Genomic DNA, 24660 nt, shown 5'->3' with positions numbered 1-24660 from the left:
CTTCGGCTGGCCGGGGCGGGGCGGGTTCCAAGCGGATCGCCATGACTACCATCTCTTCCATCGACGGCATGTTGCAGCAACTGCGCGGGCTGGCCCAGAGCGCCACCGGGCAGGAAAGCCAGGCTTCAGCCGTTTCCTCCGGCGGTTTTGCCGGCGAACTCCAGCGTTCGCTGGCGCGCATCAGCAACGTGCAGGAGAAGGCTTATGGGCAGGCCGAGGCGTTCGAGCTTGGCAAGCCGGGTGTGTCGCTCAACGATGTGATGATCGATATGCAGAAGGCTAATGTTTCGTTTCAGACTGGGGTGCAGGTTCGGAACCGGTTGACGGCGGCTTATCAGGAAATGATGAATATGACGGTTTGAGGGGTTTTTGTTTGTGGCTGCTTAACTGCAACTTCAACTGCAACTTCAACTTCAACTGCAACTTCAACTGCAGTTTCACCACCCCTGCGGGGCGGCGACCTACTTTCTTGTCTTGCCAAGAAAGTAGGCAAAGAAGGCGCGCCGGATGGGGCGACACCCTCCTCGGGCTTCGACGAAAAGAGCGGCCGGGACCCAAACTCGCATCGCCTTAAGGCGATACTCAGACATGGGTCCCTCTTCTCCGCTCTTTTCGCCGAATCCCGAGGCGCCCCATACGGCCTAGGTGAACCTTGACGGCTCGCTTCGCATCGCGCTGGGGTGTGGCGCGCCCTTCGGGCGCTTCACACGGCTACCACAATGGGTGGAGCGGCTGATCAGTTGAACGGTTGATCTTGCCGCTGGTTGGCTCCCCTCTCCCACTTGTGGGAGAGGGCGGGTGCTTGCAAGGGTCCGCGCTCATCCCGTACCGGCTGCCGGTATCACGCCACTCAGGGTGCGCCCTGATACACCCATTGCAACAGGGCGTCGTGGGCTTCGCGGGCTTGTGCTGCGTTGGCGTGGTTGATGTAGCTGACCACCACATAGCGGTCGCCGTTCAGCGCGTCGACATAGCCGGCCAGCGCGCGGACGTCGTTCAACGTTCCTGTCTTCATGTAGGCATTGCCGGCCGCGCCGGCGTGCGTCAGGCGGTTGCGCAGCGTGCCGTCCACGCCGAGGATCGGCAGCGAATCGATCAGCACCGGGCCGACTTCACTGGCCAGCGCTTGCTGCAGCAGCCGCGACATATCGTAGGCACTGATGCGTTCTTCGCGCGATAGTCCGGAGCCGTTGTCGAGTGCCAGGCCAGGCATGTCCAGCCCCTGGCGCGCCAGCCAGCGCTGCACCACCTTGGCCGAGCGGGTGGTGCTGGCCGGGCCGCTGCGATCCATCTCCGCGCCAATGGTCAGGTAAAGCTGGCGGGCCATCACATTGTTCGAGAACTTGTTGATGTCGCGCACGATTTCCGACAGGGGCTGGCCGTAGTGGCGTGCCAGCAGGAAGGCGTTGCGCGGGGCGCGGCCCATGCGCAGGGCTGGCTGGTGGGTGAAGCGGCCGCCGGCCAGTTGCCATTCGGCGACAAAGCCACCCCAGGTGAATTCGTTGTGCGAGAGCGTGGCGATGTTGACCACGTGTTCGCCGCAGTCGGCGGCGTAGCTGCCGTCGAAGGAGGCCAGCACGGTGCCGTCGGCCTGTGGCGTGACGGCGGGGCGGGCGCGTGCCGACCAGTCGCCGCATTTGCCGTGGGACAGTGCCAGGCGGTTGTCGAGCTTGAGCTGCGCCAGCGCGGGCGTGACCGACACCGCGACCGACTGGTTGGCCGGATCGGGCGTGATGGTAAACGACAGCGTCTTGAAGGCGTAGAGCAGCGCGTCGGGGCTGACGTTGTAGGCGCGCTGGGTTTCGCCATCGATGGTGGCGCCCTTGTCGAGGGCGGAATCGAAGTAGCTGCGGTCCAGCACCACGTCGCCATTGATGGTGGTGGCGCCTGCGGTGCGGGCACTGTTGACCAGCTTGGCCATTTCTTCCGGCACCAGCTTGGGGTCGCCATAGCCGCGCAGGTAGACGTTGCCGTTGACGGTGCCATCGGCTGCTGGCTGGTTGTCGGCGTACAGCGCGGTCTGCCAGCGGTAGCCGGGGCCAAGCAGCTGTAGCCCGGCGAAGGTGGTGACCAGCTTCATGGTGGAAGCCGGGTTCATCGGCGTTTGCGCGTTCCAGCTTGCGCGGGGCGCCGGCGCGCCGACCTTGATCACGTAGAAGCTGGTGGCCGAGGCGGGCACATGCGCGCGCTTGAGCGCGGCCGTTACGCTGCCCGGCAAGCCGGAGCGCGGCTCGGCGGACGCGGACGCGGCGTGGGTGGCCTTGGTCTTATGAACGGGGGTCTTGGCGGCGGTACTCACGCCGCTGATGCAAAGCAGCCCGGCGGCGCAAAGCGGCAGCAGGCGGTGAAGAATTGGGGATGGGCGATTCGGCATGATGCCCATGTTAACGCATGGGCCTGGGCGCGGATGACGCCGCCATTCGATTTGCGCAGGTTTTTCCGCGAGAAACTCCGTCTAGTCGTTTGCGGTGTCTGCGGGATCTGCCGAATGGTGCGGACGGTCCGGATGGTCCGCACCGATCGCCTGCGGCGGCGCCAGCTTTCCGAGCAGCGCGCGCAGGGTGTCTTGTTCCTGCGCCGACAATGCGCCGGCGACGCGCGCATCGTGCGCGCACACCGCGGCGGTGGCGGCTTCCAGCGTGCGCCGTCCCGCCGGGGTCAGTACCAGGCTGTAGGCGCGGCGATCGTGCGGCGCCGGGCGGCGCGCCACCAGCTTCATGTCTTCCAGCGCGTCGACCAGCAGCACCGCGCCCGAGCGCGCGATGCCCAGGATGCTGGCCAGCTCGGTCAGCTTGAGCAGCGGATTGCGCGAGACGATCACGAGCGCGGAGAAACGCGGCGGCGTGATGTTCCACTGCGCCAGCGATTGCACGAAGTCTTCGTAGATACGGATCTGCGCGCGGCGGATGGCGTAGCCGACCAGGCTGTCCAGCACGCCGTAGTCGACGCTGGCGATATGCGGGTCGAATCCGCCGGGCGCATCGGCTGCCTGGCTGGCGCCGGCGGGATCGGGGGCGAGGGCGTCGCGGCTGCGGCGCGCTCGCGCCTTTGCTGTGGTCATGATGCCTTGGCGTCGGTCGATGGATGTGGGTGGCGATGGCTGCCTGAAAAACCGGGGCGCCTATACGACGCGAAAATACCGCATTTCCACCCGGTCCGGATAGCGGGCGCCGGTGGCGACGAACAGGTGCTGCATGAGCCAGTCGTAGCCGGGCGCGGCCGTCTCGAAGCGGGGCGCGGTGCGGAAATAGATCAGGCGCGGATCGACGATCTCGCCGCCGGCCAGGCGCGCGATCAGCTCGGCGGGGCCGCTGCGCACGCCGGCGTTGACGATGTAGATGCGCGCGCCGTCGTCGGTCTCCAGCACATAGCGGGCCTCGATGTCGGCCACGACGATGCCGTTGCCGGCGTCGTGGCGCACCAGCTGGAAATCCGCGCCGCCGGGCAGGATGCGCCCTTGCAGGCGCGGCCCGGAAACGACGCCGTCGAGAATGGGGATGACCCGCCGGTTGCCCAGCGCGCTTGCGCCCACCTCGGTGACCGGTGCCAGCCGGAAGCTGAAGTCCGCCACGTGCTCCAGCGTGGGCGCGGGCAGGGCGGTGATGGCGCGGGGCGCGGTCATTTCAGCAGCTTCCAGTTGCCATTGTCGATGGTCAGCATCACGCGGGCGCGGGTGTCAAAGCCGAAATGATCCTGCGCGGTGTAGTTCAGCACGCCGTGCGACACCACGATATTGCGCTCGCTCTCCAGCGCGGCCTTGAGCGCGCGGCGAAATTCCGGCGTGCCCGGCTTGGCCTGCTTGAGCGCCACCGGCACGATGCGCTGCAGCACCAGGCCCGCATCGTAGGGGTGGGCGCCGAACTGGGTGCGGCTGTCGGGTCCGTACTGTTTTTCGTAGCGGCCCACGTAGTCCAGCCCCGGCTTCTTGGTGGCGGCGCTGTCCGGCAGCTGCTCGGCCACGATCACCGGCCCGGCGGGCAGGATGGAGCCGTTGACGGCTTTGCCGCCGATGCGGATCAGGTCCTTGGTGGCCGCGCCATGCGTGTGGTAGACCGGGCCCGCGTACCCGCGCTCGCGCAGCGTGGTGTGCGGCAGGGCCGCGCCGGTGCCGGCGCCTGCGATCAGCACCGCGTCGGGGTGGGCGGCGATCAGCTTGAGCGTTTGCGCGGTCACGCTGGTGTCCGAGCGCGCATAGCGCTCGGTGGCCACCAGGCGCATGCCGCGCGCGGTGGCGGCGGTGGTGAACTCCTTGAGCCAGGTCTCGCCGTAGGCGTCGGCAAAGCCGATGAAGGCGATGGTCTTGATGCCTCTGGCGTGCGCCGCATCCGCCACGGCCTCGGCCATCAGCTTGACCGGTTGGGCCAGGCGATATGTCCATTCGCCGCGGCCGGGCTTGAGCTCGATCGGCGAGAAGGCCAGCTGCACCGTCTGGCTCTCGTCGGCGACTTCGGCAATGGCGATCGATGGCGCCACCGCCGACGAGCCGAGGATGATGTCGACCTTGTCCTCGCTGACGAAGCGGCGCGCCACCTTGGTGGCCTGGGTGGGATCGGAGCCGTCGTCCAGCACGATATAGCGGATCTTCTCGCCGGCGATGGTCTCCGGCAGCAAGGGCATGCTGTTCTTCTGCGGGATGCCGAGCGAGGCCGATGGCCCGGTCGACGCGATGCTGACGCCGACCGTCACTTCGGCAAGCGCGGGCGCGGCGCCAAGCGCGGCGGCAAGGCTGGCGGTGATGGCGAGCGCAAGGCGGCTGGCGGGCGTGGCAAGGCGGGTAAGGCGTGTAGGGCTGGGGCGCGGCAAGATGTCTCCTTTTCTTCGAACAACGCCGGCTTCTCAGGGCCGGTCGGGGGGCATGATACGACGGACTGGCGCAATCACAGAGGCGCGCGGCCCGCTTAGCGCGGCGGCACCTGCAGCGATTGCTGGTCGAAGCCGGCGAGTTGCTTGTAGCGCAGCGCGATCGCTTCGAGCTCGGTGCGCGGGATCACGGTTTCGATATCGCTGAAGCCCTGCGGCGCGCGCTGCTCGGCCAGCTGCATGACCTGCTCGGGCCCGTTCATGCGGTTGCGCAGCACGATGGCCGCGGTGCGCGGCAGCCGCTGCGCTTCGTACTCGCGCAGCGCATAGCCGCTGTCGCAGGCGTCGCGCGGTGCGCCGTTGGCCAGGAGGCTGTCCATCAGGTAGCGTGCATCGAGGATGGCCTGCGCGCTGCCGTTGGAGCCGATCGGGTACATCGGGTGGGCAGCGTCGCCCAGCAGCGTTACGCGGTCGAAGGTCCAGCGCGGCAGCGTGTCCTTGTCGACCATGGGGAATTCGTAGATGGCCTGCGCGCCGTCGATCAGCGCCGGGATGTCGATCCAGTCCCAGCGCCAGTTCGCAAAGGCTTCGCGGAACACGGACTTGTCGACCTGCTTGTTCCAGTCGCTGCGCGGCGGGGTATCCGGCGCGCTGTCGGGCACGCGCAGCTCGGCGATCCAGTTGACCAGCGAGCGCCCCTGGCGGCGCAGCGGCTCGGAGATCGGGTAGGCCACGAATTTCTGGTCCTGATGGCCCGCCATGAACATCGAACTGCCGTCCAGGTACGGCGGCGCCTCGGTGACGGCGCGCCACAGCGTGCGGCGCGAGAAGCGCGGCGCGTCGCCCTGCGGATAGAAGTGGCGGCGCACGGCGGAGTGGATGCCGTCGGCGCCCACCAGCACATCGGCCCGCGCCGTGACTTGCGCGTTGTCGCTGCGCCGGCGCAGCGTGAACTCCACGGGATCGCCCGCGCGCGCGCCGGTGCTCGTGACCGCTTCAAACGTATGGCCGGCATGCACGCGCTCGGCGCCCAGGCGCTCCACCACGGTGCGGTAGAGCAGCATCTGGAATTCGCCGCGATGGATGGAGAACTGCGGCTGGCCGTAGCCCGCCGCGCGCCCGCGCGGCTCGTGCCAGATGCGCTGGCCAAGCTTGTTGTAGTAGGACAGGGACGAGGTCTGCACTGCCAGCTCGGCCAGTGCATCGTGCAGTCCCAGCTCGGACAGCTCGCGCACCGCGTGCGGCAGCAGGTTGATGCCCACGCCGAGCGGGCGCAGCGTCTCGCTGGCTTCCCAGACCTCGGCCTCTATGCCGTGCCGGTGGCAAAGCAGTGCCAGCGTCAGGCCGCCGATGCCGCCACCGGCGATCGCGATCTTCATGGTGTTGTCTCCACGGCTTGTTATGGAATCGCCGGGCCGCGAGGGTGCTCCATGCGGAGCCGGCGGCCACTGGCAATATTGTTATAGAGTATAACTAAATGCACGAGGGCTTCAAGATCGGCGGCGTGCGGGGAAACCCGCAGGCAAGCGCCGCATGCACGTCCTGATCACGGGATTTGTGGGAATCCGCTGACACGATGTTCGGTCAGGCACCGGTTCCGCAGGGCGGCCCCGGGCCTCATAGTGAACGTACCTGCCGCAAAGCATGGACCTTGCGGTGAACGCGATAACGACGCGATAACGATGCCTGGGTGCATTACCGGGCGCAAAGCAAATCCCAAAAGGAGCCTCATCATGCGTACCGTAACCCTGTCTATCCTGCTGGCCACGCTGCTGAGCGTGGCGGGCTGCGCCGACATGACGCCCAAGCAGCGCAATACCGCCATCGGCGCGGGCGTCGGCGGTGTGGCCGGCGCGGCCCTGATCGGCGGCCCGGCGGCCACCATCGGTGGCGCGGCGCTGGGCGGCGTGGTCGGCAACGTGGTGACGCCCGAACGCCGGTAAGCAAGCAGCAGCGGGGCGCAGCGTGAAGCGGCCCGCCACAAAACAAAAAGCGGATGCCATCGGCATCCGCTTTTGCTTTTTTTTTAGCTAAGGGTCAGCAGGCAGACTTTACGACGGCCTTTCCGGCCTTCCCAGTCTTCCCGCCTTGCCCGGCGTTGGCCACCGGGAACACCGTGTCGTAGGCCCAGTTGTAGACGAACGCATAGACCACGTAGAAGGCTGCCAGGGCGATGTCCATGATGAAGGCATCGAACAGGCTCATGTCGAGATACCACGCCACCATCGGCAGGAACACCATCAGCAGGCCCAGTTCGAACAGGATGGCGTGGAGCACCCGCACGGCCACCGGCTTGCGCAACTGCCCGGTGAACCGCAGCATGGCCTTGTCGAACAGCACGTTGTAGAGGTAGTTCCAGCCGGCGGCGATCAACGATGCCACCACGGCGAGGATGCCGATCTGGTGCAGGGCGAAGCCAAAGACCCAGCTGCCCACGGGCGCGACAATCAGCAAGCCGATCACTTCAAAGCCGATGGTATGACGAATTCTGTCCTTGGTGCTGCGCATGATGCTTCCTGTCTGGCGTGTGAATAGAGGGCATTCTATCGAGTATTCTGGGATGGTAAAGTTGGGTTCTATCGCTAAAAACGATGGATGGGCAGCGGCCCGTCCCAGGGAATCAACATGAGCCTCTCGCTCGAACAATTGCAGGCCTTTGCCGCAGCCGCCGAATGTGGCTCTTTCTCCGCAGCCGCGCGCCGGCTGGGCAAGGCCCAGTCGGTTGTCAGCGCGGCCGTGTCCAATCTCGAGATCGATCTGGGCAACCAGTTGTTCGACCGTGGCGGGCGCTATCCCACCCTGACCGCCGCGGGCGAACGCCTGCTGGCCGAGGCGCGCGTGATCCTGGAGCGTTGCGAGCATTTCCGTGGCGTGGCCAAGAGCCTGGGCGAGGGCGTGGAAAGCCGCCTGGTGCTGGCGGTGGACGAACTCTATCCGGAGGAAACCCTGGGTGTGATGCTGGAGGAGTTCTCCGCGCGCTTCCCGGCGGTGGAGCTGGAGCTGCTGTTTCCTTTGATGGAAGACGTCAGCCGGCTGGTGCTGGAGCGTTGCGCCGACCTAGGCATCATGTGGCGCCAGGAGGTGCTTCCGCCGGAGCTGGGTTTCCGCGCGCTGGGCTGGGTGCCGATGCGGATCATCTGTGCCCCCGACCATCCGCTTGCGGACCAGCGCGTGGGCTGGGAGGAACTCAAGCGCTACCGGCAGTTGATGGTGGCCACCCGCACCGACAGCGAGGAAAAGATGCGGCTGCGCGTGGCCGCCGAAGTCTGGTGGGTGGAGAGCCAGTGGGTCATCGTTGAGCTGGTCAAGCGCCGGCTGGGCTGGGCCTTCGTGCCCTGGCACGTGGCGGCCAACTCGCCGGCGGGCACGCAACTGGTGTCGCCCGCGCTGGAGTTCGACGACCAGGACTGGCCGGTGGCGATGGAGCTGGTGTGGCACAAGCAGCGGCCGCTCGGCAAGGCCGCCACCTGGCTCAAGGAGCGGGTGAGCAAGCAGCCGCTGCCGCGTCCCGAGGTGCGCGCCCGGCCGTAGCGATGCCGGCAGCTTCCCGGCGTCATCGGTGTTATCGGGGTCATCGGGCTGTCGGCACTATCGGGTCAGCCCGAATTCCTTGGCCAGCGTGCGATAGCGCTGCACCGTTCGCTGCACATAGGTATCCAGGTCAGCGCCGCCCAGGTCGGCCGGGAACAGGCCTTGCTCCGCGCGCAGCCGGGCGAATGCCGGGCTGGCCTGCAGGCGTTCGAAGCGCTCGGCCCAGCGCTGGTAGTCCGCCTGCGCAACCTTGGGGCCCATGTAGAAGCCGCGCAGGATGGGCCAGACGATGTCGAAGCCCTGCTCGCGCGCGGTGGGCACACCGGCCAGCCTGCCGGGCAGGCGCTGCGCCGCCAGCACGGCCAGGATGCGGATGCCGCCGGCGCCGAGCTGCATGGCGGCCTCCGATGCGTCGCCGGACACCGCCTGGACGTGCCCGCCCTGCAGTGCCGTGAACGCCTCGCCGCCACCCTCGAAACCCACGAAGCGCATGCGCTTGTAGCCCACGCCGGCCTGCCGCGCCACCATCGCGGCCTTCATCCAGTCCTGGTTGCCGATGGTGCCGCCGGCCCCGAACAGTACCTGGTCCGGATCCGACCTGAGCGCGGCCACCAGGTCCTTCAGGGTCTTGAAGGGCGAATCGGCGCGTACCGCTATCACGCCGTAATCGGTGCCGAGCGCGCCAACCCAGCGCACGTCCGCCGCGCCATACTTGCCGAACTTGCCTTGGGCCAGCGCCAGCAGGGAGCCGTCTGAAAATGCGACGATGGTGTCGGGCTCGGCGGGGCGTTGCGCCACGATGCTGTTGTAGGCCACCGCGCCGATGCCGCCCGGCATGTAGGCCAGCCGCACCGGCTGCTCGGTGAACCCGGCTTCGAGCAGCGCGCGCTGCGCCAGCTTGCAGGTCAGGTCGAAGCCGCCGCCGGGCTTGGCGGGCACGATGCATTCCGGCGCGGCGGCCGCCGGCCGCGCGCAGGCAGCGGCGAGGGCGAGCGCCGCGCAGGCAAAGCGCAGGGCGGCCAGGACGTGGCGCATCGATTCTCCTCGGGGGGTGAGTGGACGGCTGACAGCTTACCGGGAAATCCCGAAAAATCCGCTGGCTGGCGACGCGAAAATCAGGCATAACAAATCGCCGCCAAGAAGCAGGAGAACCCCCTTTCATGAGAGTACTGCTGGTCGAGGACCACGATGAACTGGCCACCTGGGTGATGCAGGCGCTGCGCGCGCTGCATTTCACCGTGGAGCGCGCGGCCGACGCGGCTAGCGCGGAATCCTTGCTGTTCAGCACGCACGCCGGTAGCGCGGGCGGGGCCGGCAGTGACTACGCGCTGGTGCTGCTGGACCTGACCCTGCCCGACCGCGACGGCCTGGACCTGCTCGCGCGCCTGCGCGCTCGCGGCTGCCGCGTGCCGGTGATGATCCTGACCGCGCGCGGCGAAGTGGGCGACCGCGTCAAGGGCCTGGACCTGGGTGCCGACGACTACATGGCCAAGCCCTTCGACCTGGCCGAGTTCGAGGCGCGCGTGAAGGCGCTGTTGCGCCGCGCGCGCCAGACCGAGGCGCCGCTGGTGGTGTGCGGCGGCCTGGGGTTCGATACGGTGTCGCGCCATTTCCAGGTGGGCGGCGTGCCGCTGGCGCTGACGCCGCGCGAGCATGCGGTGCTGGAGATACTGATGACGCCGCCCGGCAAGACCGTCAGCAAGGACCGCATCTACGCCAGCATCTTCACCCTGGCCGACGACACCCAGCCGGATGTGATCGAGGTCTACGTGCATCGACTGCGCCGCAAGCTCGACGGCTCGGGCGCCGCCATCGTGACCTTGCGCGGGCTGGGCTACGTGCTGGAGCCCAGCGTTGGCTGAGCCGCGCAAGCGCGCCGCCAGCCTGCGCGCGCGCCTGCTGTGGTGGCTGATCCCGCCCATGCTGGCGCTGCAGGCCGCGTACGGCGTGGTGGCTTACTCCAATGCGCTGGAGTCCGCCAACCAGGCCTATGACCGCACCTTGCTGGCATCGGCGCGCAATATCTCCGAGCGCATCACGCTGACCCCCGAAGGCGTGCGCGTGGACGTGCCGTATATCTCGCTCGATACCTTCGAGGTGGGCATGAACGCCACCATGTTCTACCGCGTCAGCGGCGTGCATGGCGAGTTCGTCTCGGGCTACGACGACCTGCCGCCATTCGATGCCAGCCAGCCGCGCACCAAGCTGTATCCCGCGCTGGTGAGCTTCTACGACCGCACCTACCGTGGCCAGCCGATCCGCATCGCCGCGCTGCGCCAGCCGGTGATGGACGCCAGCGGCACGCGCGGCGGCATGGCCTTGATCGAGGTGGGCGAGACGCTGGACTCGCGCCAGGCGCTGACGCGCAACATCCTGTTCGATGTGCTGTGGGGCCAGCTGATGCTGGTGCTGGCCGCGGTGCTGGTGATCTGGCTGTTCACGCGGCGCGCGCTGGCACCGCTCGATGCGCTGCGCGAAGCAGTGGCCCAACGCCAGCCCGGCGCCACCACGCCGCTGCCGCTCGACAGCGCCCCGCGCGAGACCGCGCCGCTGGTGGAAGCCATGAACGGCTACATGGCGCGGCTGGAACAGGTGCTTGCCGCGCAGCGCCGCTTTATCGCCGACGCGGCGCACCAGTTGCGCACGCCGCTAGCCGTGCTGCACACGCAGGCCCAGCTGGCCGCGCGCGAGCACGATCCCGACGAGCAACGGCGCATCGCGCAGGGCCTGGCCGACAGCACCGCGCGCATGGCCGCGCTGGCCGACCGCCTGCTGTCGATGGCGCGCGCCGCGCACGGCGGGGCCGAGGCGCCGCGCGCGCTGGACCTCGCGGCGTTGGTGAAAGAGGTCTGCCTCGAGCTAACGCCCGCCGCGCGTGCGCGCCGCATCGACCTGGGCTTCGAAGGCGAGGGCGCGCAGCCAGTGCGCGGCACCGATCTGCTGCACGAGCTGGTGACCAACCTGGTCGACAACGCCCTGCGCTATACGCCATCGGGCGGCATGGTCACGGCGCGTGTCTTGCGCGCGGGCGAGGCGGTAGTACTGGAAGTGGAGGACGACGGCCCCGGCATTCCCGCCGCGCAACGCGCGGCGGTGCTGGAGCCGTTCTACCGGGGCAAGGCGGCGGGTTTGAAGGCGCCTGGTGAGGCGGCGCCCACTGGCTCGGGGCTTGGCCTGACCATCGTGCGCGACATCGCCGTGGCGCATGGCGCGTCGCTGGTGCTGCTGGATGGCGCGCACGGCAGGGGCCTGCTGGTGCGGGTGCGCTTCGCGCCGGCATAGGGCGGCCGCGAAGGCTCCCACCGCTATTCGCCATTTGCGATCTGCTATTGCGTTGCCGAGCCGCCGGGCGCTGTGCCAGCCGGCGCCGTATTCGACGCGCTATCCGTCTCGATATGCCAACCGCCGCCCAGCGCCTTGATCAACACCGCGCTGGTGGTGTACTGGCGGCCTAAGATGGTCAAGTAGGTGCGTTCCGCCGTGTAGGCGGTGGTCTGCGCGGTCAGTACGTCCAGCAGGCTGGCGGTGCCGGCGCGGTAACGGTTGTTGACCAGGGCCAGCGCATCGCGCGCCGAACGCAGCGCGTCGTTCTGCACCACGCCTTCCTGCTCCAGCAGGCGCGCGCCGGCCAGGTTGTCCTCGACCTCCTGGAACGCGGCGAGCACCGTCTGGCGGTAGTTGGCCACGGTCTGGTCGTAGGCCGCCACCGCCTGCGCCTTGGCCGCGCTGCGCAGGCCACCGTCGAACAGCGTGCCTGCCAGCGCCGGGCCGATCGACCACACGCGGTCCGGCAGCGACAGCCAGCGCGCCAGCGTGCCAGCGGAAAGCCCGCCGGTGGCCGACAGCGACAGCGTCGGGTAATAAGCCGCCTGGGCTACGCCGATCTGCGCGTTGGCCGCGGCCATGCGGCGCTCGGCCGCGCCGATATCGGGCCGGCGTTCCAGCAGCGCCGACGGCACCGCGACAGGCACGCGCGGCACCGCGGCGGCATAGTCCTGCGGCGCGATGGAGAGGTTGGCCGGTGGCTTGCCGGTCAGGATGGCAAGGGCGTGCTCGAGCTGCGCGCGCGTGATCTGGATATCGATCTGCTGCGCCTGCGCGGACTTGAGCTGGGTCTCGGATTGCAGCACGTCGGAGCGCTGGGCGGTGCCGGCCGCGTACTGGTTGCGTACCAGTTGCAGTGACTTCTCGTAGTCGACTACGGTGCGGTCAAGCAAGGCCTTCTGCTGGTCGGCGATGCGCAGCAGGAAATAGCTCTGCGCCAGCGTGGACTGGGTCGACAGCAAGGTCGAAGCCAGGTCGGACTGGCTGGCCTGCGCGCTGGCTTCGCTGCTTTCCACCTGCCTGCGCACGCGGCCCCACACATCGATCTCCCAGCTGGCCGACAGCGTGGCGTTCTGGCTGTTGCCGATCAGGCCGCTGCTGCCGCTCGCGCGGTTCAGCCCGGCAGATGCGCCCACCGTGGGGAAGTAGCCGGCGCGCGCCGATTGCAGCGCGGCCAGCGCCTGCCGGTACTGCGCCTCGGCCGCCTTGATGTTCTGGTTGGATACCTGCACCTGCGACATCAGCGTGTCGAGTGCCGGATCGCCGAACACCGCCCACCAGTTGCTGCGCGCGCTGGTATCGCGCGGCTCGGCCGGTTTCCACTCGCCCCACTGCGAGGTGTCGGCGGGTGCTTCCTTGAAAGCCGGGGTGGCGGGCGCGTCGGGCCGCTTGTAGTCGGGACCCACGGCGCAGCCGCCCAGCAGCAGGGCGCAGGCTACCGTCAGCACGGTCGCGGGGACGGAGAGGGCAGGGAGGCGAATAAAAGCGTTCATGGATCGCATTCAGGGTTCGAGGCTGATCGTGGCCGCAGGCACGGCGGAGCGGCGCTGGCGCCAGGCTTTCACCTTCAGGCGCCAGCGGTCCAGCGTCAGGTACACCACGGGCGTCGTGTACAGCGTCAGCAACTGGCTGACCACCAGCCCGCCGACGATGGAGATGCCCAGCGGCGCGCGCAGCTCGGCGCCGTCGCCGTGGCCGATTGCCAGGGGTATGGCGCCCAGCAGGGCGGCCATGGTGGTCATCAGGATCGGGCGGAAACGCAGCAGGCAGGCGCGGTAGATGGCGTCACGCGGCGACAGGCCTTCGCGCCGCTCGGCGTCGATGGCGAAGTCGATCATCATGATGGCGTTCTTCTTGACGATGCCGATCAGCAGGATCACGCCGATCAGCGCGATGATGCTGAAGTCCGTGCCCGAGGCCAGCAGCGCCAGCAGCGCGCCCACGCCGGCGGACGGCAGCGTGGACAGGATGGTGAGCGGATGCACATAGCTCTCGTAGAGCATGCCGAGCACGATATAGATGGTGATCAGCGCGGCCAGGATCAGCAGTGGCTGGCTCTTGAGCGAATCCTGGAAGGCCTTGGCGCTGCCCTGGAAATTGGCCTGCAGCGTTTCCGGCACGCCAATGCGCGCCATCGCATCCTTGACCATGTCCGTGGCCTGCGATAGCGAGACGCCCTCGGCCAGGTTGAAGGAGATGGTGGAGGCCGCGAACTGGCCCTGGTGATTGACACCCAGCGGCGTGCTGGTGGGCGCGAAGTGCGCGAAGGCCGACAGCGGCACCCGCTTGCCGCCGCCCGTGACCACATAGATATCCTGGAGCGCATGCGGGCCTTCCAGGTACTCGGGGCTGAGCTCCATCACCACCCGGTACTGGTTGAGCGGATTGTAGATGGTGGACACCAGGCGCTGGCCGAAGGCATCGTTGAGCACCGCATCGATCTGCTGCGTGGTGACGCCGAGCTTGGACGCGGTGTCGCGGTCGATGATCACCGAGGTCTGCAAGCCCTTGTCGTTGGTATCGGTGTCGACGTCTTCCAGCCCCTTGAGGTTGGAGATGGCCGCGCGCACCTTGGGCTCCCACTCGCGCAGGACGTCGAGATCGTCCGACTGCAGCGTGAACTGGTAGGCCGAGCTGCTTTGGCGCCCGCCAATGCGGATGTCCTGCACCGAGGTCAGGAACAGGCTCGCGCCGGGCTCCTTGGCGAGCTTGACGCGCAGGCGTGCCACGATGGCATCCGCGGAATCGCGCTCGGACAGCGGCTTGAGCGTGACGAACATCTGGCCGGTATTGCGTTGCGAGCCGCCGGTGAAGCCGGTGACATTGACCACCGCCGGGTCGGACTGCACGATCTTGATGAAGTTATCCAGCTTGGGGCGCATGGCCTGGAACGAGGTGGCCTGGTCGGCACGGATAAAGCCGATCAGGCGCCCCGTATCCTGCTGCGGGAAGAAGCCCTTGGGCACGATCGTGTAGAGCCAGACATTGAGGCCGATGGTGGCCAGCAGCACCAGCCACACCAGCGCGCTGTGGCGCAGCGCCACCGCCAGCGTGCGTGAGTACCCATCGTGCATCCAGGCGAACACCCGCTCGCTGGCGCGGTAGAGACGCCCCTGGCGCTCGGGGCGCACCGGCTTGAGCAGGCGCGCGCACATCATCGGCGTGGCCGTGAGCGAGACCACCAGCGACACCAGGATCGCCACCGACAAGGTGATGGCGAACTCCTGGAACAGCCGCCCGACGATGCCGCCCATCATCAGCAGCGGGATGAACACCGCGATCAGCGACAAGCTCATCGACAGCACCGTGAAGCCGACTTCGCGCGAGCCCTTGAGCGCGGCTTCGAGCGGCTTCATGCCTTCCTCGATGTGCCGCGAGATGTTCTCCAGCACCACGATGGCGTCATCCACCACAAAGCCGGTGGCGACCGTGAGCGCCATCAGCGACAGGTTGTTGAGCGAGAAGCCCGCCAGGTACATCACCGAGAAGGTGCCGATCAGCGACACCGGCACCGCCACGCTAGGGATCAGCGTGGCGCGCACATTGCGCAGGAACAGGAACACCACCATGATCACCAGCGCCACCGAGATCATCAGGGTGTGCTCCACCTCGCGCAGCGAGCCGCGGATGGTGGGGGTGCGGTCCATCATCACTTCCATCTTGATGGCGGACGGGATCATCTGCTGCAGCGACGGCAGCATCTCGGTGACGCGGTCCACCGTCTCGATGATGTTGGCGCCGGGAGAGCGGTTGAGCACCAGCAGCACTGAGGGCTGGCCGTTGGCGGAGCCGGCGTTGCGGATGTCCTGCACCGAGTCGGTCACCCGCGCCACGTCCGACAGCCGGATCGGCACCGCGAAGGCGTTCGGGCCGCGGCTGCTGGCGTTGCCGCCGGTGGCGCCGGTGGAAATGGTGGTGGTGCCGCTGCTGGTGGTCAGCGTGGTGGTGGTGACGCCGTTGACGGTCTTGGTGCTGACGCCGCCGCCCGCGGCGGCGTTGGCCGTGCTGGCGATCAGCGCGCCGGCCGAGGCCGACGAGTAGGTGCCCGGCGTGGCGTAGCGCACGATCAGCGGCATGTAGTCCGCCGCCTTCATGGCCTGGTCGTTGGCGTAGACCTGCCAGTTGGTGGTGGTGTTTTCGAGCGAGCCGAGCGGACGGTTGGCGTTGGTGGCGCTGATGGTGTTGCGCACATCCTCCAGCGAGACCCCGTACTTGTTGAGCGCCGTGGGGTTGAGCTCCACCCGCACCGCCGGCAGCGACGAGCCGCCGATGGTGACCTGGCCCACGCCCTCAATCTGCGACATCTTCTGCGCCAGGATGGTCGAGGCCGCATCGTAGAGCTGGCCGCGCGTCATGGTGGGCGAAGTCAGCGCGATGATCATGATCGGCGCGTCGGCCGGGTTGACCTTGCGGTACGTCGGGTTGCTCGGCAGGCTGGTGGGCAGCGTGGCGCGCGAGGCATTGATTGCGGCCTGCACGTCGCGCGCGGCGCCGTCGATGTCGCGCGAGAGCTCGAACTGCATCGTGATGCGGGTCGAGCCCAGCGAACTGCTGGAGGTGATCTCGGTGACGCCGGCAATGGCGCCCAGGGCGCGCTCCAGCGGCGTGGCCACGGTAGCGGCCATGGTCTCGGGGCTGGCGCCGGGCAGCGAAGCGGACACCGAGATGGTGGGGAAATCCACCTGCGGCAGCGGCGACACCGGCAGCAGCCGCAGCGCCGCCAGCCCCGCCAGCAGGATGCCGATGGTCAGCAGCGCGGTGGCGACCGGGCGATGGATGAAAGTGGCCGACAGGTTCATTACGGCCTCGGCTCCGGAGCATGCCCGGCTTCATTGCCACCCGCGCCGCCACCCGCGCCGCCACCTGCGCCGCCACCCGCGTCGTCGCCAAACCGGCGCCGGCGCCAGGCCTTCAGGCGCGTTGCCACGCTGTCGAACGCCAGGTAGATCACCGGCGTGGTGAACAGCGTCAGCACCTGGCTGACCAGCAGGCCGCCCACCATGGTGATGCCCAGCGGGCGGCGCAGCTCCGAGCCGATGCCGGTGCCCAGCATCAGCGGCAGCGCCGCCAGCAGGGCCGCCATGGTGGTCATCAGGATGGGGCGCAAGCGCAGCAGGCAGGCCTGGAAGATCGCCTCGCGCGGCGCCATGCCGCCCTCGCGCTCGGCCTCGAGCGCGAAGTCGATCATCATGATGGCGTTCTTCTTGACGATACCGATCAGCAGGATGATGCCGATGATCGCGATGATGCCCAGGTCCTGGCCCGAGACCAGCAGCGCCAGCAGCGCGCCCACGCCGGCCGAGGGCAGGGTGGAGAGGATGGTCACGGGATGGATGGTGCTCTCATAGAGCACGCCCAGCACGATGTACATCGTGATCACCGCGGCCAGGATCAGCCACAGCGTGTTGGACAGCGAAGCGCGGAAGGCCAGCGCGGCGCCCTGGAAGTCAGTCTGCATCGAGATCGGCAGGCCGATTTCCTGCTCCACCTTGGCGATCTTGTCGACCGCGGCGCCGAGCGATTCGCCCGGTGCCAGGTTGAACGAGATGGTGGCGGACGGGAACTGGCCCTGGTGGTTGATCACCAGCGGCCCGGTGCGCTCGCTGATGCGCGCGAACGCGCCCAGCGGCACCTGCCCGCCGGAGGAGGAGGGCAGGCGCAGCTCCGCCAGCGACTGCGGGTCGGTGCGGAACTGCGGCATGGCCTCCAGTACCACGCGGTACTGGCTCGCCTGGGTGAAGATGGTCGATACCAGGCGCTGGCCGAAGGCGCTGTACAACGCACTGTCGATCACCGCGGTGGTGATGCCAAAGCGCGCCGCGGCGTCGCGGTCGATATCCACATAGGCGCGCAGGCCGTTGTTCTGCTGGTCGCTGGCCACATCGCGTAGCTCCGGCTCCAGCTTCAGGCGCTCGACCAGCCTCGGCACCCAGGTGGCCAGCGTGGTGGGATCCGGGTCCTGCACGGTGAACTGGTACTGCGTGCGTGCCACACGGTCCTCGATGGTCAGGTCCTGCACCGGCTGGGTATAGAGCGAAACCCCGCCGAGCTTGTCGACCGCGGCCTGCAGGCGGCGCGTCACGTCCTCGATGGAGTCGCTGCGCTGGTCCTTGGGCTTCAGGTTGATCAAGAGGCGCCCGGCGTTGAGCGTGGTATTGGTGCCGTCGACCCCGACGAAGGAGGACAGGCTCTCCACCGCCGGGTCTTCCAGCACCACCTTGGCCACTGCCTGCTGCTTGCGTGCCATGGCGGGGAACGAGGTGGTCTGGGACGCTTCGGTAATGCCCTGGATCACGCCGGTGTCCTGCACCGGGAAAAAGCCTTTGGGCACCAGCATGTACAGCACCACGGTCAGCACCATGGTGCCGACGGCGACCAGCAGGGTGAGCTTCTGGCGGTCCAGCACCCATTCCAGCGCGCGGCCGTAGCGGTCGATCACGTTGTCGAAGAAGCGGCCGGTGGCGCGGTGAAAGCGCGAGAGCTTCTCTTCGGGCACATGGTGCAGCAGGCGCGCGCACATCATCGGCGTGAGCGTCAGCGAGACCACCGCCGAGATCAGGATCGACACCGCCAGCGTGATGGCGAACTCGCGAAACAGGCGCCCGACCACATCGCCCATGAACAGCAGCGGGATCAGCACGGCCACCAGCGAGAACGTCAGCGAGATGATGGTGAAGCCAATCTGCTTGGACCCCTTGAGCGCCGCCTCCATGGGCGAATCGCCCTTTTCGATGTAGCGCATGATGTTCTCGATCATCACGATCGCATCGTCCACCACGAAGCCGGTGGCAATGGTCAGCGCCATCAGCGTCAGGTTGTTGATCGAGAAGCCAGCCAGGTACATCACGCCGAAGGTGCCCACCAGCGACAGCGGCACCGCCACGCCCGGGATGATGGTGGCGGGCACGTTGCGCAGGAAGACGAAGATCACCATCACCACCAGCGCGACCGCCAGCAGCAGCTCGAACTCCACGTCGCGCACCGAGGCGCGGATGGTGGTGGTGCGGTCGGTCAGCAACTGCACCTTGACCGAGGCCGGCAGCGCATTCTGCAATTGCGGCAGCAGCGCCTTGATGCGGTCCACCACCTCGATCACATTGGCGCCGGGCTGGCGCTGGATGCTCAGCACGATGGCCGGCTTGTCGTTGGCCCAGGCCGCCAGGCGGCTGTTCTCGGGCCCGTCGACGATGTTGGCCACATCGGTGATGCGGATCGGCGCGCCGTTCTGGTAGCCGACGATGATCTGGCGGTACTCGTCGGCGGACTTGAGCTGGTCGTTGGCGTCGATGGTGGAGGCGCGCGCGGGGCCGTCGAAGCTGCCCTTGGCGCCATTGACATTGGCGCTGCCGATCGCCGTGCGCAGGTCGTCGATCGACATGCCGAGCGCGGCCAGCGCGGTCGGATTGGCCTGGATGCGCACCGCCGGGCGCTGCCCGCCGCTGATGCTCACCAGCCCCACGCCCTGCAACTGCGAGATCTTTTGCGCCACGCGGGTGTCCACCATGTCCTGCAGCTTGGGCAGCGGCATGGTGTCGGACGTCATGGCCAGCGTCATGATCGGCGCGTCGGCCGGGTTGACCTTGCTGTACACCGGCGGCATAGGCAGATCCGCCGGCAGCAGGTTGCCGCCGGCGTTGATGGCGGCCTGCACCTCTTGCTCGGCCACGTCCAGCGACAGCGTGAGCTCGAACTGCAGCGTGATCACCGAGGCGCCGCCCGAGGACGACGACGACATCTGCTTGAGGCCCGGCATCTGGCCGAACTGGCGCTCCAGCGGCGCCGTGATGGACGAAGTCATCACATCCGGGCTGGCGCCCGGATACAGCGTGGTGACCTGGATGGTCGGGTAGTCGACCTCCGGCAGCGCCGACAGCGGCAGCAGCTTGAAGGCCACCAGGCCCGACAGCAGGATGGCGACCATCAGCAGCGCGGTGGCGACCGGCCGCTCGATGAACAGGCGTGAGGGATTCATGCTGGGTCCTTACTGCGGCCGCTGGGGCGCCGCGCCCGCCGCGGCGCCAGCGCTGGCGCCGCCATCCGTTGCCGCCGCGCTTGCGCCGTCGCGGTGACGCCGCCCTTCACCATGCGCACCCGAGGCGCCCGGCACGCCGGAGGCGCCGGCCGCGCCGCTGGCGCCTCCATCGCGGCGCCGTCCGCGCCCGCGCGGCGCACTGGCCGGTACCAGCGCGGCGGCGCGCGCCGCCGGGTCCACGGTTTCCACCGTCATGCCTTCCTTGAGCCGGTCGGCGCCGTCGATCACCACGCGCTGGCCGGGCTGCAGGCCCTTGGTCACCACGGTGCGCTCGCCGTCGCTCGGGCCGAGCGCGACCACCTGGACCTTGACCTTGCTGCTGTCGTCCACCACATAGACAAAGGTGCCTTGCTGGCCGCGCTGGATCGCCGCCACCGGTACCACGGTGGCGTCCTCGATCGTGTCCACCTTGGTGCGCATGTTGACGAACTGGTTCGGGAACAGCAGGCCGTCCTGGTTCTGGAAGATCGCCTTGAGCTTGACCGTGCCGGTGGTGGTGTCGATCTGGTTGTCGGTGGTCAGCAGCGTGCCCTCGGCCAGGCGGTTGCGGGCCTGGCGGTCCCAGGCCTGGACGGGAATGGTCTCGCCGGCGTGCAGCCGCTTGAGCACCGACGGCAGGTTGTCCTCAGGGATGGTGTAGAGCACCGCGATCGGCTGGATCTGGGTGATCAGGGCGATGCCGTTGGTGTCGCTGGTGCTGACGATATTGCCCGGGTCGACCTGGCGCAGGCCGATGCGCCCGGAGGCCGGCGCGATGATGCGGGTGTAGCCCAGTTGCAGGCGGGCACTGTCCACGTTGGCCTGGTCGGTCTTGACCACGCCTTCATACTGGCGCACCAGGGCGTCCTGGGTGTCTACCTGCTGGCTGGAGATGGAGTCCTGGCCGAGCAGGGTGCGGTAGCGCCTCTGGTCCAGGCGGGCGTTTTCCAGCAAGGCGCGGTCGCGCGCCAGCGTGCCCACGGCCTGGTCCAGCGTGGCCTGGAACGGGCGCGGATCGATCTCGGCAAGCACGTCGCCGGCCTTGACCATCTGGCCCTCCTTGAACAGGACCTTGAGCAAAGGCCCGGACACCTGGGCGCGCACGGTCACATTGGCCACGGGCGTGACATTGCCCAGGCCGTTGAGGATGACGTCCATATTACGCTGGGCCACGGTGCTGACCACCACCGGCGAGCGCTGGCCGCCGGGACCCCCAGGGCCCCCAGGGCCCCCAGGGCCCCCAGGGCCGCCGGGGCCGCCACGGCTGCCGTTCGCGCCGCCGGCGGCCGGCGTACGATGCTTGTACCAATACCAGCCGCCGCCGGCCAGCAGCAGGATCAGCGCGGCGGCAATCAGTTTGCGGCGGCGCGAGGCAGCCTTGGGCGGTGGTGGCAGCTTAGCCGGTTGATGTTCTTCGGGGTTGGCCATGACCGGGTCCTGGGAGCGACGCGTCAACAAGGACGCGTTCGAACGATTTTCGGGGTAAGAGAGGCAGAAGTATGCCGTAACGCCGTCGGCACGTGCCGTTGGCGGCACGCGGCTTCCTGCGCAATGGCGCGCTGGCCGGGTGGCGTCGGGCGGGGCCGTCCTGGTCCGGCAACCGCCGGCAACGGCAACATAAGCGAAGCATAATGCGCCTTGGCAGCGCCCATGTTTCAGCGCGGGCGACCATTCTTACAGATCATTACCAGCGGCCCGGGTGTAATGCCCTGAAACAATTCGCCCGGATTGCCGCGCCCAGCCTAGCTATCATCTGCCTATGCGAGCCAATCAGCCTACCCAGATCCTCGTCGTCGACGACGATCCCGAACTCCGCGACCTGCTGCGCGAATACCTCACCCAGCAGGGCTTTGCCGTGTCCGTGCTGCACGATGGCGAAGGCTTGCAGGCGCGCCTGGAGCGCGAGCGCCCCGCCCTGGTCGTGCTTGACCTGATGATGCCCAAGGTGGATGGGCTGACCGCATTGCGCAACCTGCGCGCCAAGAACGACGACATTCCCGTGATCCTGCTCACCGCGCGCAGCGACGAGATCGACCGCATCGTCGGGCTGGAGATCGGCGCGGACGATTATCTCGGCAAGCCATTCTCGCCGCGCGAGCTGCTGGCGCGGATCAACGCGGTGCTGCGCCGCAAGCTGGCCCGCCCCGCGGCCGCGCCGGAAGACCGCGAGGGCATGGCCTTCGGGCCGTTCCGCGTCAACTTCCGCCAGCGTTCGCTGGTGCGCAGCGGCGACCCGGTGGCGATCAGCGATACGGAGTTCGCGCTGCTCAAGCTGCTGTTGATGCACCCGCTTGAAGTGCTGTCGCGCGAGCGCATCGTGGAGCTGATGTACGGCACCGCGAGCGGCATCAGCGACCGCGGCATCGACGTCCAGATCTGGCGCCTGCGCCGCCTGCTGGACGAAGACGCCCAGCGGCCGCGCTACATCCAGACGGTACGGGGGCGCGGTTATACCTTCGTGCCCGACGAAGCTGAAGACATTGTCCAATGAAGTTGCGCATCGATACGCTGTTCGGACGCATCGCGCTGCTGATCGCAGCGGTGCTGGTGCTGAGCCATTTCTCCTGGCTTGCCATCCTGCGCATGGATCGCCGCCAGCAGCAGGTGGATTACTCCGTCGAGCAGATGATGTTCCAGTTCGAGAGCATCCAGCGCGCGCTTGCCGCTCAGCCGCCCATCAAGCTGCCAAGCCTGGTGGAGGTGGCCAGCGAGGCCAGCGCGGCCGAGCACACCGTGGCGGCCAAGGGCCGGGCGCGCCGGCTGGTCGAGCAGTTCTCCCAGCGCATGCCGCCTGGGACCCAGGTACGGCTAGAGGAAGACCAGACCACGCGCATCTGGGTCAAGCTGCCGCACCGGCAGGACTGGATCGCGATGCCGGCGCTGTGGGTGGTCAACCCCCCACCTGACAACCGCCTGCTGCCTGGCGTGATCCTGGTGGTCGGCGTAGCCATGGCCGTGGCCCTGCTGATTGCCTGGCAGATCCAGCGCCCCGTGCGCGACATGGCCGCCGCGGCCGAGCAGCTGTCGCGCCAGCACATCGTCAAGCCGCTGCGTGAGCGCGGCCCGCATGAGCTGCGCCAGTTGATCGTGCGCTTCAACCGCATGATGGCTGACCTGACCCGCATCGACCAGGAGCGCAATACGATGCTTGCCGGCATCGCCCACGACCTCAAGACGCCGCTGGCACGGTTGCGGCTGCGCGCCGAGATGCTGGCCGATCCCAAGGCCGCGGCCGGCGTCACGCGCGATGTCGAGTCCATGTCCGCCATCGTCGAGCAGTTCCTGACCTTTGCCCAGAGCGGCGAACCCGCGGCGCGGCCGGTGCCGGTCGATCGCCGTATCGGCGAGCTGGCCGCCTCGCTGGCCGAGCAGGACAAGTCGGTGGAGGTCTCGCTGATGGCAGGCGAGGGCTTTCGCATGATCGCCACCCAGCTCGACCGTATCGTCGGCAACCTGGTCGACAACGCCTATGCCTACGGGGCGGCGCCGGTGCTGCTCAGCACCTCGCGCCAGGCCGATGGCTGGCACATGGTGGTGGAGGACCACGGCGAAGGCATTCCGCCGGATGCCATGGAGAAGGTCACCCTGCCATTCGTGCGGCTGGACCCGGCACGCGGCGGCAATGCGCACTCGGGCCTGGGCCTGGCCATCGTCGACCGGCTGGTGCGCCAGGCGGGCGGCCGCCTGGTGCTGGCAAACCGGGACGAGGGCGGCTTGCGGGTGGAAATGGTGTTTCCGTTCGCGACGCTGGCACAAGCGGCCTGAGCGCCAGCCGCCGTCCGCCGGACGGCGGCGTCCCGGCCCGTATCAGATCTGGAACACATTCAGGCGGTTTTCCCCTGCGCGGGGGCTGCCGGCTTACGCCATGGCCACGCGGGCCATATGCTGGCTTGCGTGGTACGCAGCTTGCTGTGAGTAGTTGCTCTGTGCGCTTTGACAACGCGAAGCGCCAATCCAGTTGATCAGGAGACGCATCATGGCAACGTTCGTCACGCTTCTTAACTTCACCGACCAGGGAATCCGTACCGTAAAGGACACAACCAAGCGCGCCGCGGCGGTTCGCGAAATGGCCAAGGCAAGCGGCATCGAAATGAAAGACATCTTCTGGACGCTCGGGCAATATGACCTGGTAGCGACCTTTAGCGCGCCTGACGAGGCCACCATGACCGCATTCGGCCTGGCCCTGGGCATGGCGGGCAACGTCCGCAGCCAGACGCTGCGTGCCTTCTCCGCTGACGAGATGAACGGCATCCTCAGCAAGCTGCCGTAGCTACTTGCCAGCCGGCATAAAAAAGCCCGCATCACCATGCGGGCTTTTTACTGTCGCGCGGTGTTCAGGCGCCGGGCGCCTTTTTCTTCTCGCCGATGCGGCTTTCCTTGCCGGCCAGCAGCTTTTCGATGTTGGCGCGGTGCCGCACCACCAGCAACACGCTGATCGCGAATACCGCGCCGGCGATCACATCCACACCCGACATCAGGACGTAGAAGAAAGGCGCAAAGACTGCCGACACCAGCGCCGCCAGCGACGAGTAGCGGAAGAAGAAGGCCACAATCAGCCAGGTCGCCATCGTGCCCGCGCCCAGCAGCGGGTCGACGGCAAACAGGATGCCGGCCGCGGTGGCCACGCCCTTGCCGCCCGCAAAGCGGAAGAACACCGGGAACAGGTGGCCCAGGAACACCGCCACCGCCACCAGCGCGATGCCCGTGTCGTCGACCCCGTAGGCCGGGCCAAAGCGCTGCGCCAGCCAGACCGCCAGCCAGCCCTTCAAGGCGTCGCCGATCAGCGTCAGGATGGCGGCTTTCTTGTTGCCGCTGCGCAGCACGTTGGTGGCGCCAGGATTGCCGGAGCCATAGGTGTGCGGATCGGGCAGGCGCATGGCCTTGCTGACCACGACAGCAAAGGAAATGGAGCCGATCAGGTAGGCGGCTAGTGCAAAGATCAGATTGGCCATGTGGGAACCGGGGGTTTGAGGCTGGCGGGATTGTAGCGTGGA

General features: G+C 67.9%; 20 protein-coding genes. 8 read left to right on the top strand and 12 right to left on the bottom strand.

Translation table 11 applies throughout. The features are described from left to right. The first annotated feature begins 41 nt into the window (after nucleotides 1-41). Nucleotides 42-362 (top strand): flagellar hook-basal body complex protein FliE, encoded by a 321-nt coding sequence (gene fliE / locus AC1RWI_RS32895; RefSeq protein WP_043353483.1) that lies wholly within the window; start codon nucleotides 42-44, stop codon nucleotides 360-362. A 488-nt stretch (nucleotides 363-850) separates the two neighbouring features. Here the strand turns inward: fliE and dacB are convergent, their stop codons facing one another. From dacB to AC1RWI_RS32870, 5 genes are all read right to left on the bottom strand, one after another. Further along, nucleotides 851-2383 (bottom strand): D-alanyl-D-alanine carboxypeptidase/D-alanyl-D-alanine endopeptidase, encoded by a 1533-nt coding sequence (gene dacB / locus AC1RWI_RS32890; RefSeq protein ID WP_043343962.1) that lies wholly within the window; start codon nucleotides 2381-2383, stop codon nucleotides 851-853. Nucleotides 2384-2455: 72 nt separating this feature from the next. After that, on the bottom strand, nucleotides 2456-3061 hold the full coding sequence (locus AC1RWI_RS32885) for a MarR family winged helix-turn-helix transcriptional regulator (RefSeq protein WP_052494425.1): 606 nt from the start codon (nucleotides 3059-3061) through the stop codon (nucleotides 2456-2458). A gap of 60 nt (nucleotides 3062-3121) precedes the next feature. Further along, a complete protein-coding gene (locus AC1RWI_RS32880) occupies nucleotides 3122-3622 on the bottom strand; it encodes a DUF3237 domain-containing protein (RefSeq protein ID WP_043343963.1) in 501 nt (166 codons plus the stop codon). Next, nucleotides 3619-4803, bottom strand: coding sequence for an ABC transporter substrate-binding protein (locus tag AC1RWI_RS32875; protein ID WP_082054787.1), 1185 nt, complete (start codon nucleotides 4801-4803; stop codon nucleotides 3619-3621). Before AC1RWI_RS32875 ends, AC1RWI_RS32880 begins: the two co-directional genes overlap by 4 nt. A gap of 95 nt (nucleotides 4804-4898) precedes the next feature. Beyond that, nucleotides 4899-6179 (bottom strand): flavin-dependent oxidoreductase, encoded by a 1281-nt coding sequence (locus AC1RWI_RS32870; RefSeq protein ID WP_043343966.1) that lies wholly within the window; start codon nucleotides 6177-6179, stop codon nucleotides 4899-4901. Between the two features lie 354 nt (nucleotides 6180-6533). Between AC1RWI_RS32870 and AC1RWI_RS32865 the strand changes: the two genes are divergently transcribed. Next, entirely contained in the window at nucleotides 6534-6743 is a 210-nt protein-coding gene (locus tag AC1RWI_RS32865; protein ID WP_043343970.1) for a YMGG-like glycine zipper-containing protein, read from the top strand. Nucleotides 6744-6837: 94 nt separating this feature from the next. Here the strand turns inward: AC1RWI_RS32865 and AC1RWI_RS32860 are convergent, their stop codons facing one another. Continuing rightward, nucleotides 6838-7308 (bottom strand): PACE efflux transporter, encoded by a 471-nt coding sequence (locus tag AC1RWI_RS32860; protein WP_043343973.1) that lies wholly within the window; start codon nucleotides 7306-7308, stop codon nucleotides 6838-6840. A gap of 117 nt (nucleotides 7309-7425) precedes the next feature. Between AC1RWI_RS32860 and AC1RWI_RS32855 the strand changes: the two genes are divergently transcribed. Further along, nucleotides 7426-8331, top strand: coding sequence for a LysR family transcriptional regulator (locus tag AC1RWI_RS32855; RefSeq protein WP_043343975.1), 906 nt, complete (start codon nucleotides 7426-7428; stop codon nucleotides 8329-8331). Between the two features lie 57 nt (nucleotides 8332-8388). Here the strand turns inward: AC1RWI_RS32855 and AC1RWI_RS32850 are convergent, their stop codons facing one another. After that, nucleotides 8389-9366 (bottom strand): tripartite tricarboxylate transporter substrate binding protein, encoded by a 978-nt coding sequence (locus AC1RWI_RS32850; protein ID WP_052494426.1) that lies wholly within the window; start codon nucleotides 9364-9366, stop codon nucleotides 8389-8391. A gap of 125 nt (nucleotides 9367-9491) precedes the next feature. Between AC1RWI_RS32850 and AC1RWI_RS32845 the strand changes: the two genes are divergently transcribed. Then, nucleotides 9492-10193, top strand: coding sequence for a response regulator (locus tag AC1RWI_RS32845; protein WP_043343978.1), 702 nt, complete (start codon nucleotides 9492-9494; stop codon nucleotides 10191-10193). Next, on the top strand, nucleotides 10186-11613 hold the full coding sequence (locus tag AC1RWI_RS32840) for a sensor histidine kinase (protein ID WP_043343980.1): 1428 nt from the start codon (nucleotides 10186-10188) through the stop codon (nucleotides 11611-11613). The genes AC1RWI_RS32845 and AC1RWI_RS32840 overlap by 8 nt, the downstream gene beginning before the upstream one ends. A 44-nt stretch (nucleotides 11614-11657) precedes the next feature. On the opposite strand, the gene AC1RWI_RS32835 is transcribed toward AC1RWI_RS32840, so the two are convergent. Genes AC1RWI_RS32835 through AC1RWI_RS32820 form a run of 4 tightly spaced genes read right to left on the bottom strand, consistent with a single transcriptional unit; the run spans nucleotide 11658 to nucleotide 21094 of the window. Next, nucleotides 11658-13148, bottom strand: coding sequence for an efflux transporter outer membrane subunit (locus AC1RWI_RS32835; RefSeq protein WP_043343982.1), 1491 nt, complete (start codon nucleotides 13146-13148; stop codon nucleotides 11658-11660). A 9-nt stretch (nucleotides 13149-13157) separates the two neighbouring features. After that, complete coding sequence (locus AC1RWI_RS32830) at nucleotides 13158-16454, bottom strand: efflux RND transporter permease subunit (RefSeq protein WP_492870422.1); 3297 nt, start codon at nucleotides 16452-16454, stop codon at nucleotides 13158-13160. Continuing rightward, the gene (locus AC1RWI_RS32825) at nucleotides 16454-19627 is read right to left on the bottom strand and encodes an MdtB/MuxB family multidrug efflux RND transporter permease subunit (RefSeq protein WP_043343988.1); all 3174 of its coding nucleotides are present in this window, start codon (nucleotides 19625-19627) and stop codon (nucleotides 16454-16456) included. Before AC1RWI_RS32825 ends, AC1RWI_RS32830 begins: the two co-directional genes overlap by 1 nt. 9 nt (nucleotides 19628-19636) lie before the next feature. Next, nucleotides 19637-21094 (bottom strand): MdtA/MuxA family multidrug efflux RND transporter periplasmic adaptor subunit, encoded by a 1458-nt coding sequence (locus tag AC1RWI_RS32820; protein WP_492870421.1) that lies wholly within the window; start codon nucleotides 21092-21094, stop codon nucleotides 19637-19639. Between the two features lie 331 nt (nucleotides 21095-21425). Between AC1RWI_RS32820 and AC1RWI_RS32815 the strand changes: the two genes are divergently transcribed. The 3 genes from AC1RWI_RS32815 to AC1RWI_RS32805 all read left to right on the top strand — a co-directional run bounded on the left by AC1RWI_RS32815 (nucleotide 21426) and on the right by AC1RWI_RS32805 (nucleotide 23936). Then, nucleotides 21426-22157, top strand: a complete 732-nt coding sequence (locus AC1RWI_RS32815; protein WP_043343992.1) for a response regulator — start codon at nucleotides 21426-21428, stop codon at nucleotides 22155-22157. Continuing rightward, nucleotides 22154-23431, top strand: a complete 1278-nt coding sequence (locus AC1RWI_RS32810; RefSeq protein WP_492870420.1) for an ATP-binding protein — start codon at nucleotides 22154-22156, stop codon at nucleotides 23429-23431. Before AC1RWI_RS32815 ends, AC1RWI_RS32810 begins: the two co-directional genes overlap by 4 nt. 211 nt (nucleotides 23432-23642) lie before the next feature. Continuing rightward, nucleotides 23643-23936, top strand: a complete 294-nt coding sequence (locus AC1RWI_RS32805) for a GYD domain-containing protein (protein ID WP_150993438.1) — start codon at nucleotides 23643-23645, stop codon at nucleotides 23934-23936. A gap of 64 nt (nucleotides 23937-24000) precedes the next feature. Here AC1RWI_RS32805 and plsY read toward each other — a convergent pair whose 3' ends face one another. Then, on the bottom strand, nucleotides 24001-24618 hold the full coding sequence (gene plsY / locus AC1RWI_RS32800) for a glycerol-3-phosphate 1-O-acyltransferase PlsY (protein WP_043344002.1): 618 nt from the start codon (nucleotides 24616-24618) through the stop codon (nucleotides 24001-24003). Nucleotides 24619-24660: the final 42 nt, after the last annotated feature.

This window comes from Cupriavidus sp. MPR-AND1C (genome assembly GCF_058809705.1).
The sequence above is the reverse complement of the archived record's forward strand: the minus strand, read 5'-3'. Positions and strand labels throughout refer to the sequence as shown.

Excerpts from the sequence above, each read along its gene's own strand:
- AC1RWI_RS32855 (WP_043343975.1), top strand. The coding sequence starts at position 7,426 with ATGAGCCTCTCGCTCGAACAATTGCAGGCCTTTGCCGCAGCCGCCGAA.
- AC1RWI_RS32885 (WP_052494425.1), bottom strand. The coding sequence starts at position 3,061 with ATGACCACAGCAAAGGCGCGAGCGCGCCGCAGCCGCGACGCCCTCGCC.
- AC1RWI_RS32850 (WP_052494426.1), bottom strand. The coding sequence starts at position 9,366 with ATGCGCCACGTCCTGGCCGCCCTGCGCTTTGCCTGCGCGGCGCTCGCC.
- AC1RWI_RS32820 (WP_492870421.1), bottom strand. The coding sequence starts at position 21,094 with ATGGCCAACCCCGAAGAACATCAACCGGCTAAGCTGCCACCACCGCCC.
- AC1RWI_RS32830 (WP_492870422.1), bottom strand. The coding sequence starts at position 16,454 with ATGAACCTGTCGGCCACTTTCATCCATCGCCCGGTCGCCACCGCGCTG.
- AC1RWI_RS32865 (WP_043343970.1), top strand. The coding sequence starts at position 6,534 with ATGCGTACCGTAACCCTGTCTATCCTGCTGGCCACGCTGCTGAGCGTG.
- AC1RWI_RS32805 (WP_150993438.1), top strand. The coding sequence starts at position 23,643 with ATGGCAACGTTCGTCACGCTTCTTAACTTCACCGACCAGGGAATCCGT.
- plsY (WP_043344002.1), bottom strand. The coding sequence starts at position 24,618 with ATGGCCAATCTGATCTTTGCACTAGCCGCCTACCTGATCGGCTCCATT.
- AC1RWI_RS32870 (WP_043343966.1), bottom strand. The coding sequence starts at position 6,179 with ATGAAGATCGCGATCGCCGGTGGCGGCATCGGCGGCCTGACGCTGGCA.
- AC1RWI_RS32810 (WP_492870420.1), top strand. The coding sequence starts at position 22,154 with ATGAAGTTGCGCATCGATACGCTGTTCGGACGCATCGCGCTGCTGATC.
- AC1RWI_RS32880 (WP_043343963.1), bottom strand. The coding sequence starts at position 3,622 with ATGACCGCGCCCCGCGCCATCACCGCCCTGCCCGCGCCCACGCTGGAG.
- AC1RWI_RS32835 (WP_043343982.1), bottom strand. The coding sequence starts at position 13,148 with ATGAACGCTTTTATTCGCCTCCCTGCCCTCTCCGTCCCCGCGACCGTG.
- AC1RWI_RS32815 (WP_043343992.1), top strand. The coding sequence starts at position 21,426 with ATGCGAGCCAATCAGCCTACCCAGATCCTCGTCGTCGACGACGATCCC.
- dacB (WP_043343962.1), bottom strand. The coding sequence starts at position 2,383 with ATGGGCATCATGCCGAATCGCCCATCCCCAATTCTTCACCGCCTGCTG.
- AC1RWI_RS32860 (WP_043343973.1), bottom strand. The coding sequence starts at position 7,308 with ATGCGCAGCACCAAGGACAGAATTCGTCATACCATCGGCTTTGAAGTG.
- AC1RWI_RS32845 (WP_043343978.1), top strand. The coding sequence starts at position 9,492 with ATGAGAGTACTGCTGGTCGAGGACCACGATGAACTGGCCACCTGGGTG.
- fliE (WP_043353483.1), top strand. The coding sequence starts at position 42 with ATGACTACCATCTCTTCCATCGACGGCATGTTGCAGCAACTGCGCGGG.
- AC1RWI_RS32825 (WP_043343988.1), bottom strand. The coding sequence starts at position 19,627 with ATGAATCCCTCACGCCTGTTCATCGAGCGGCCGGTCGCCACCGCGCTG.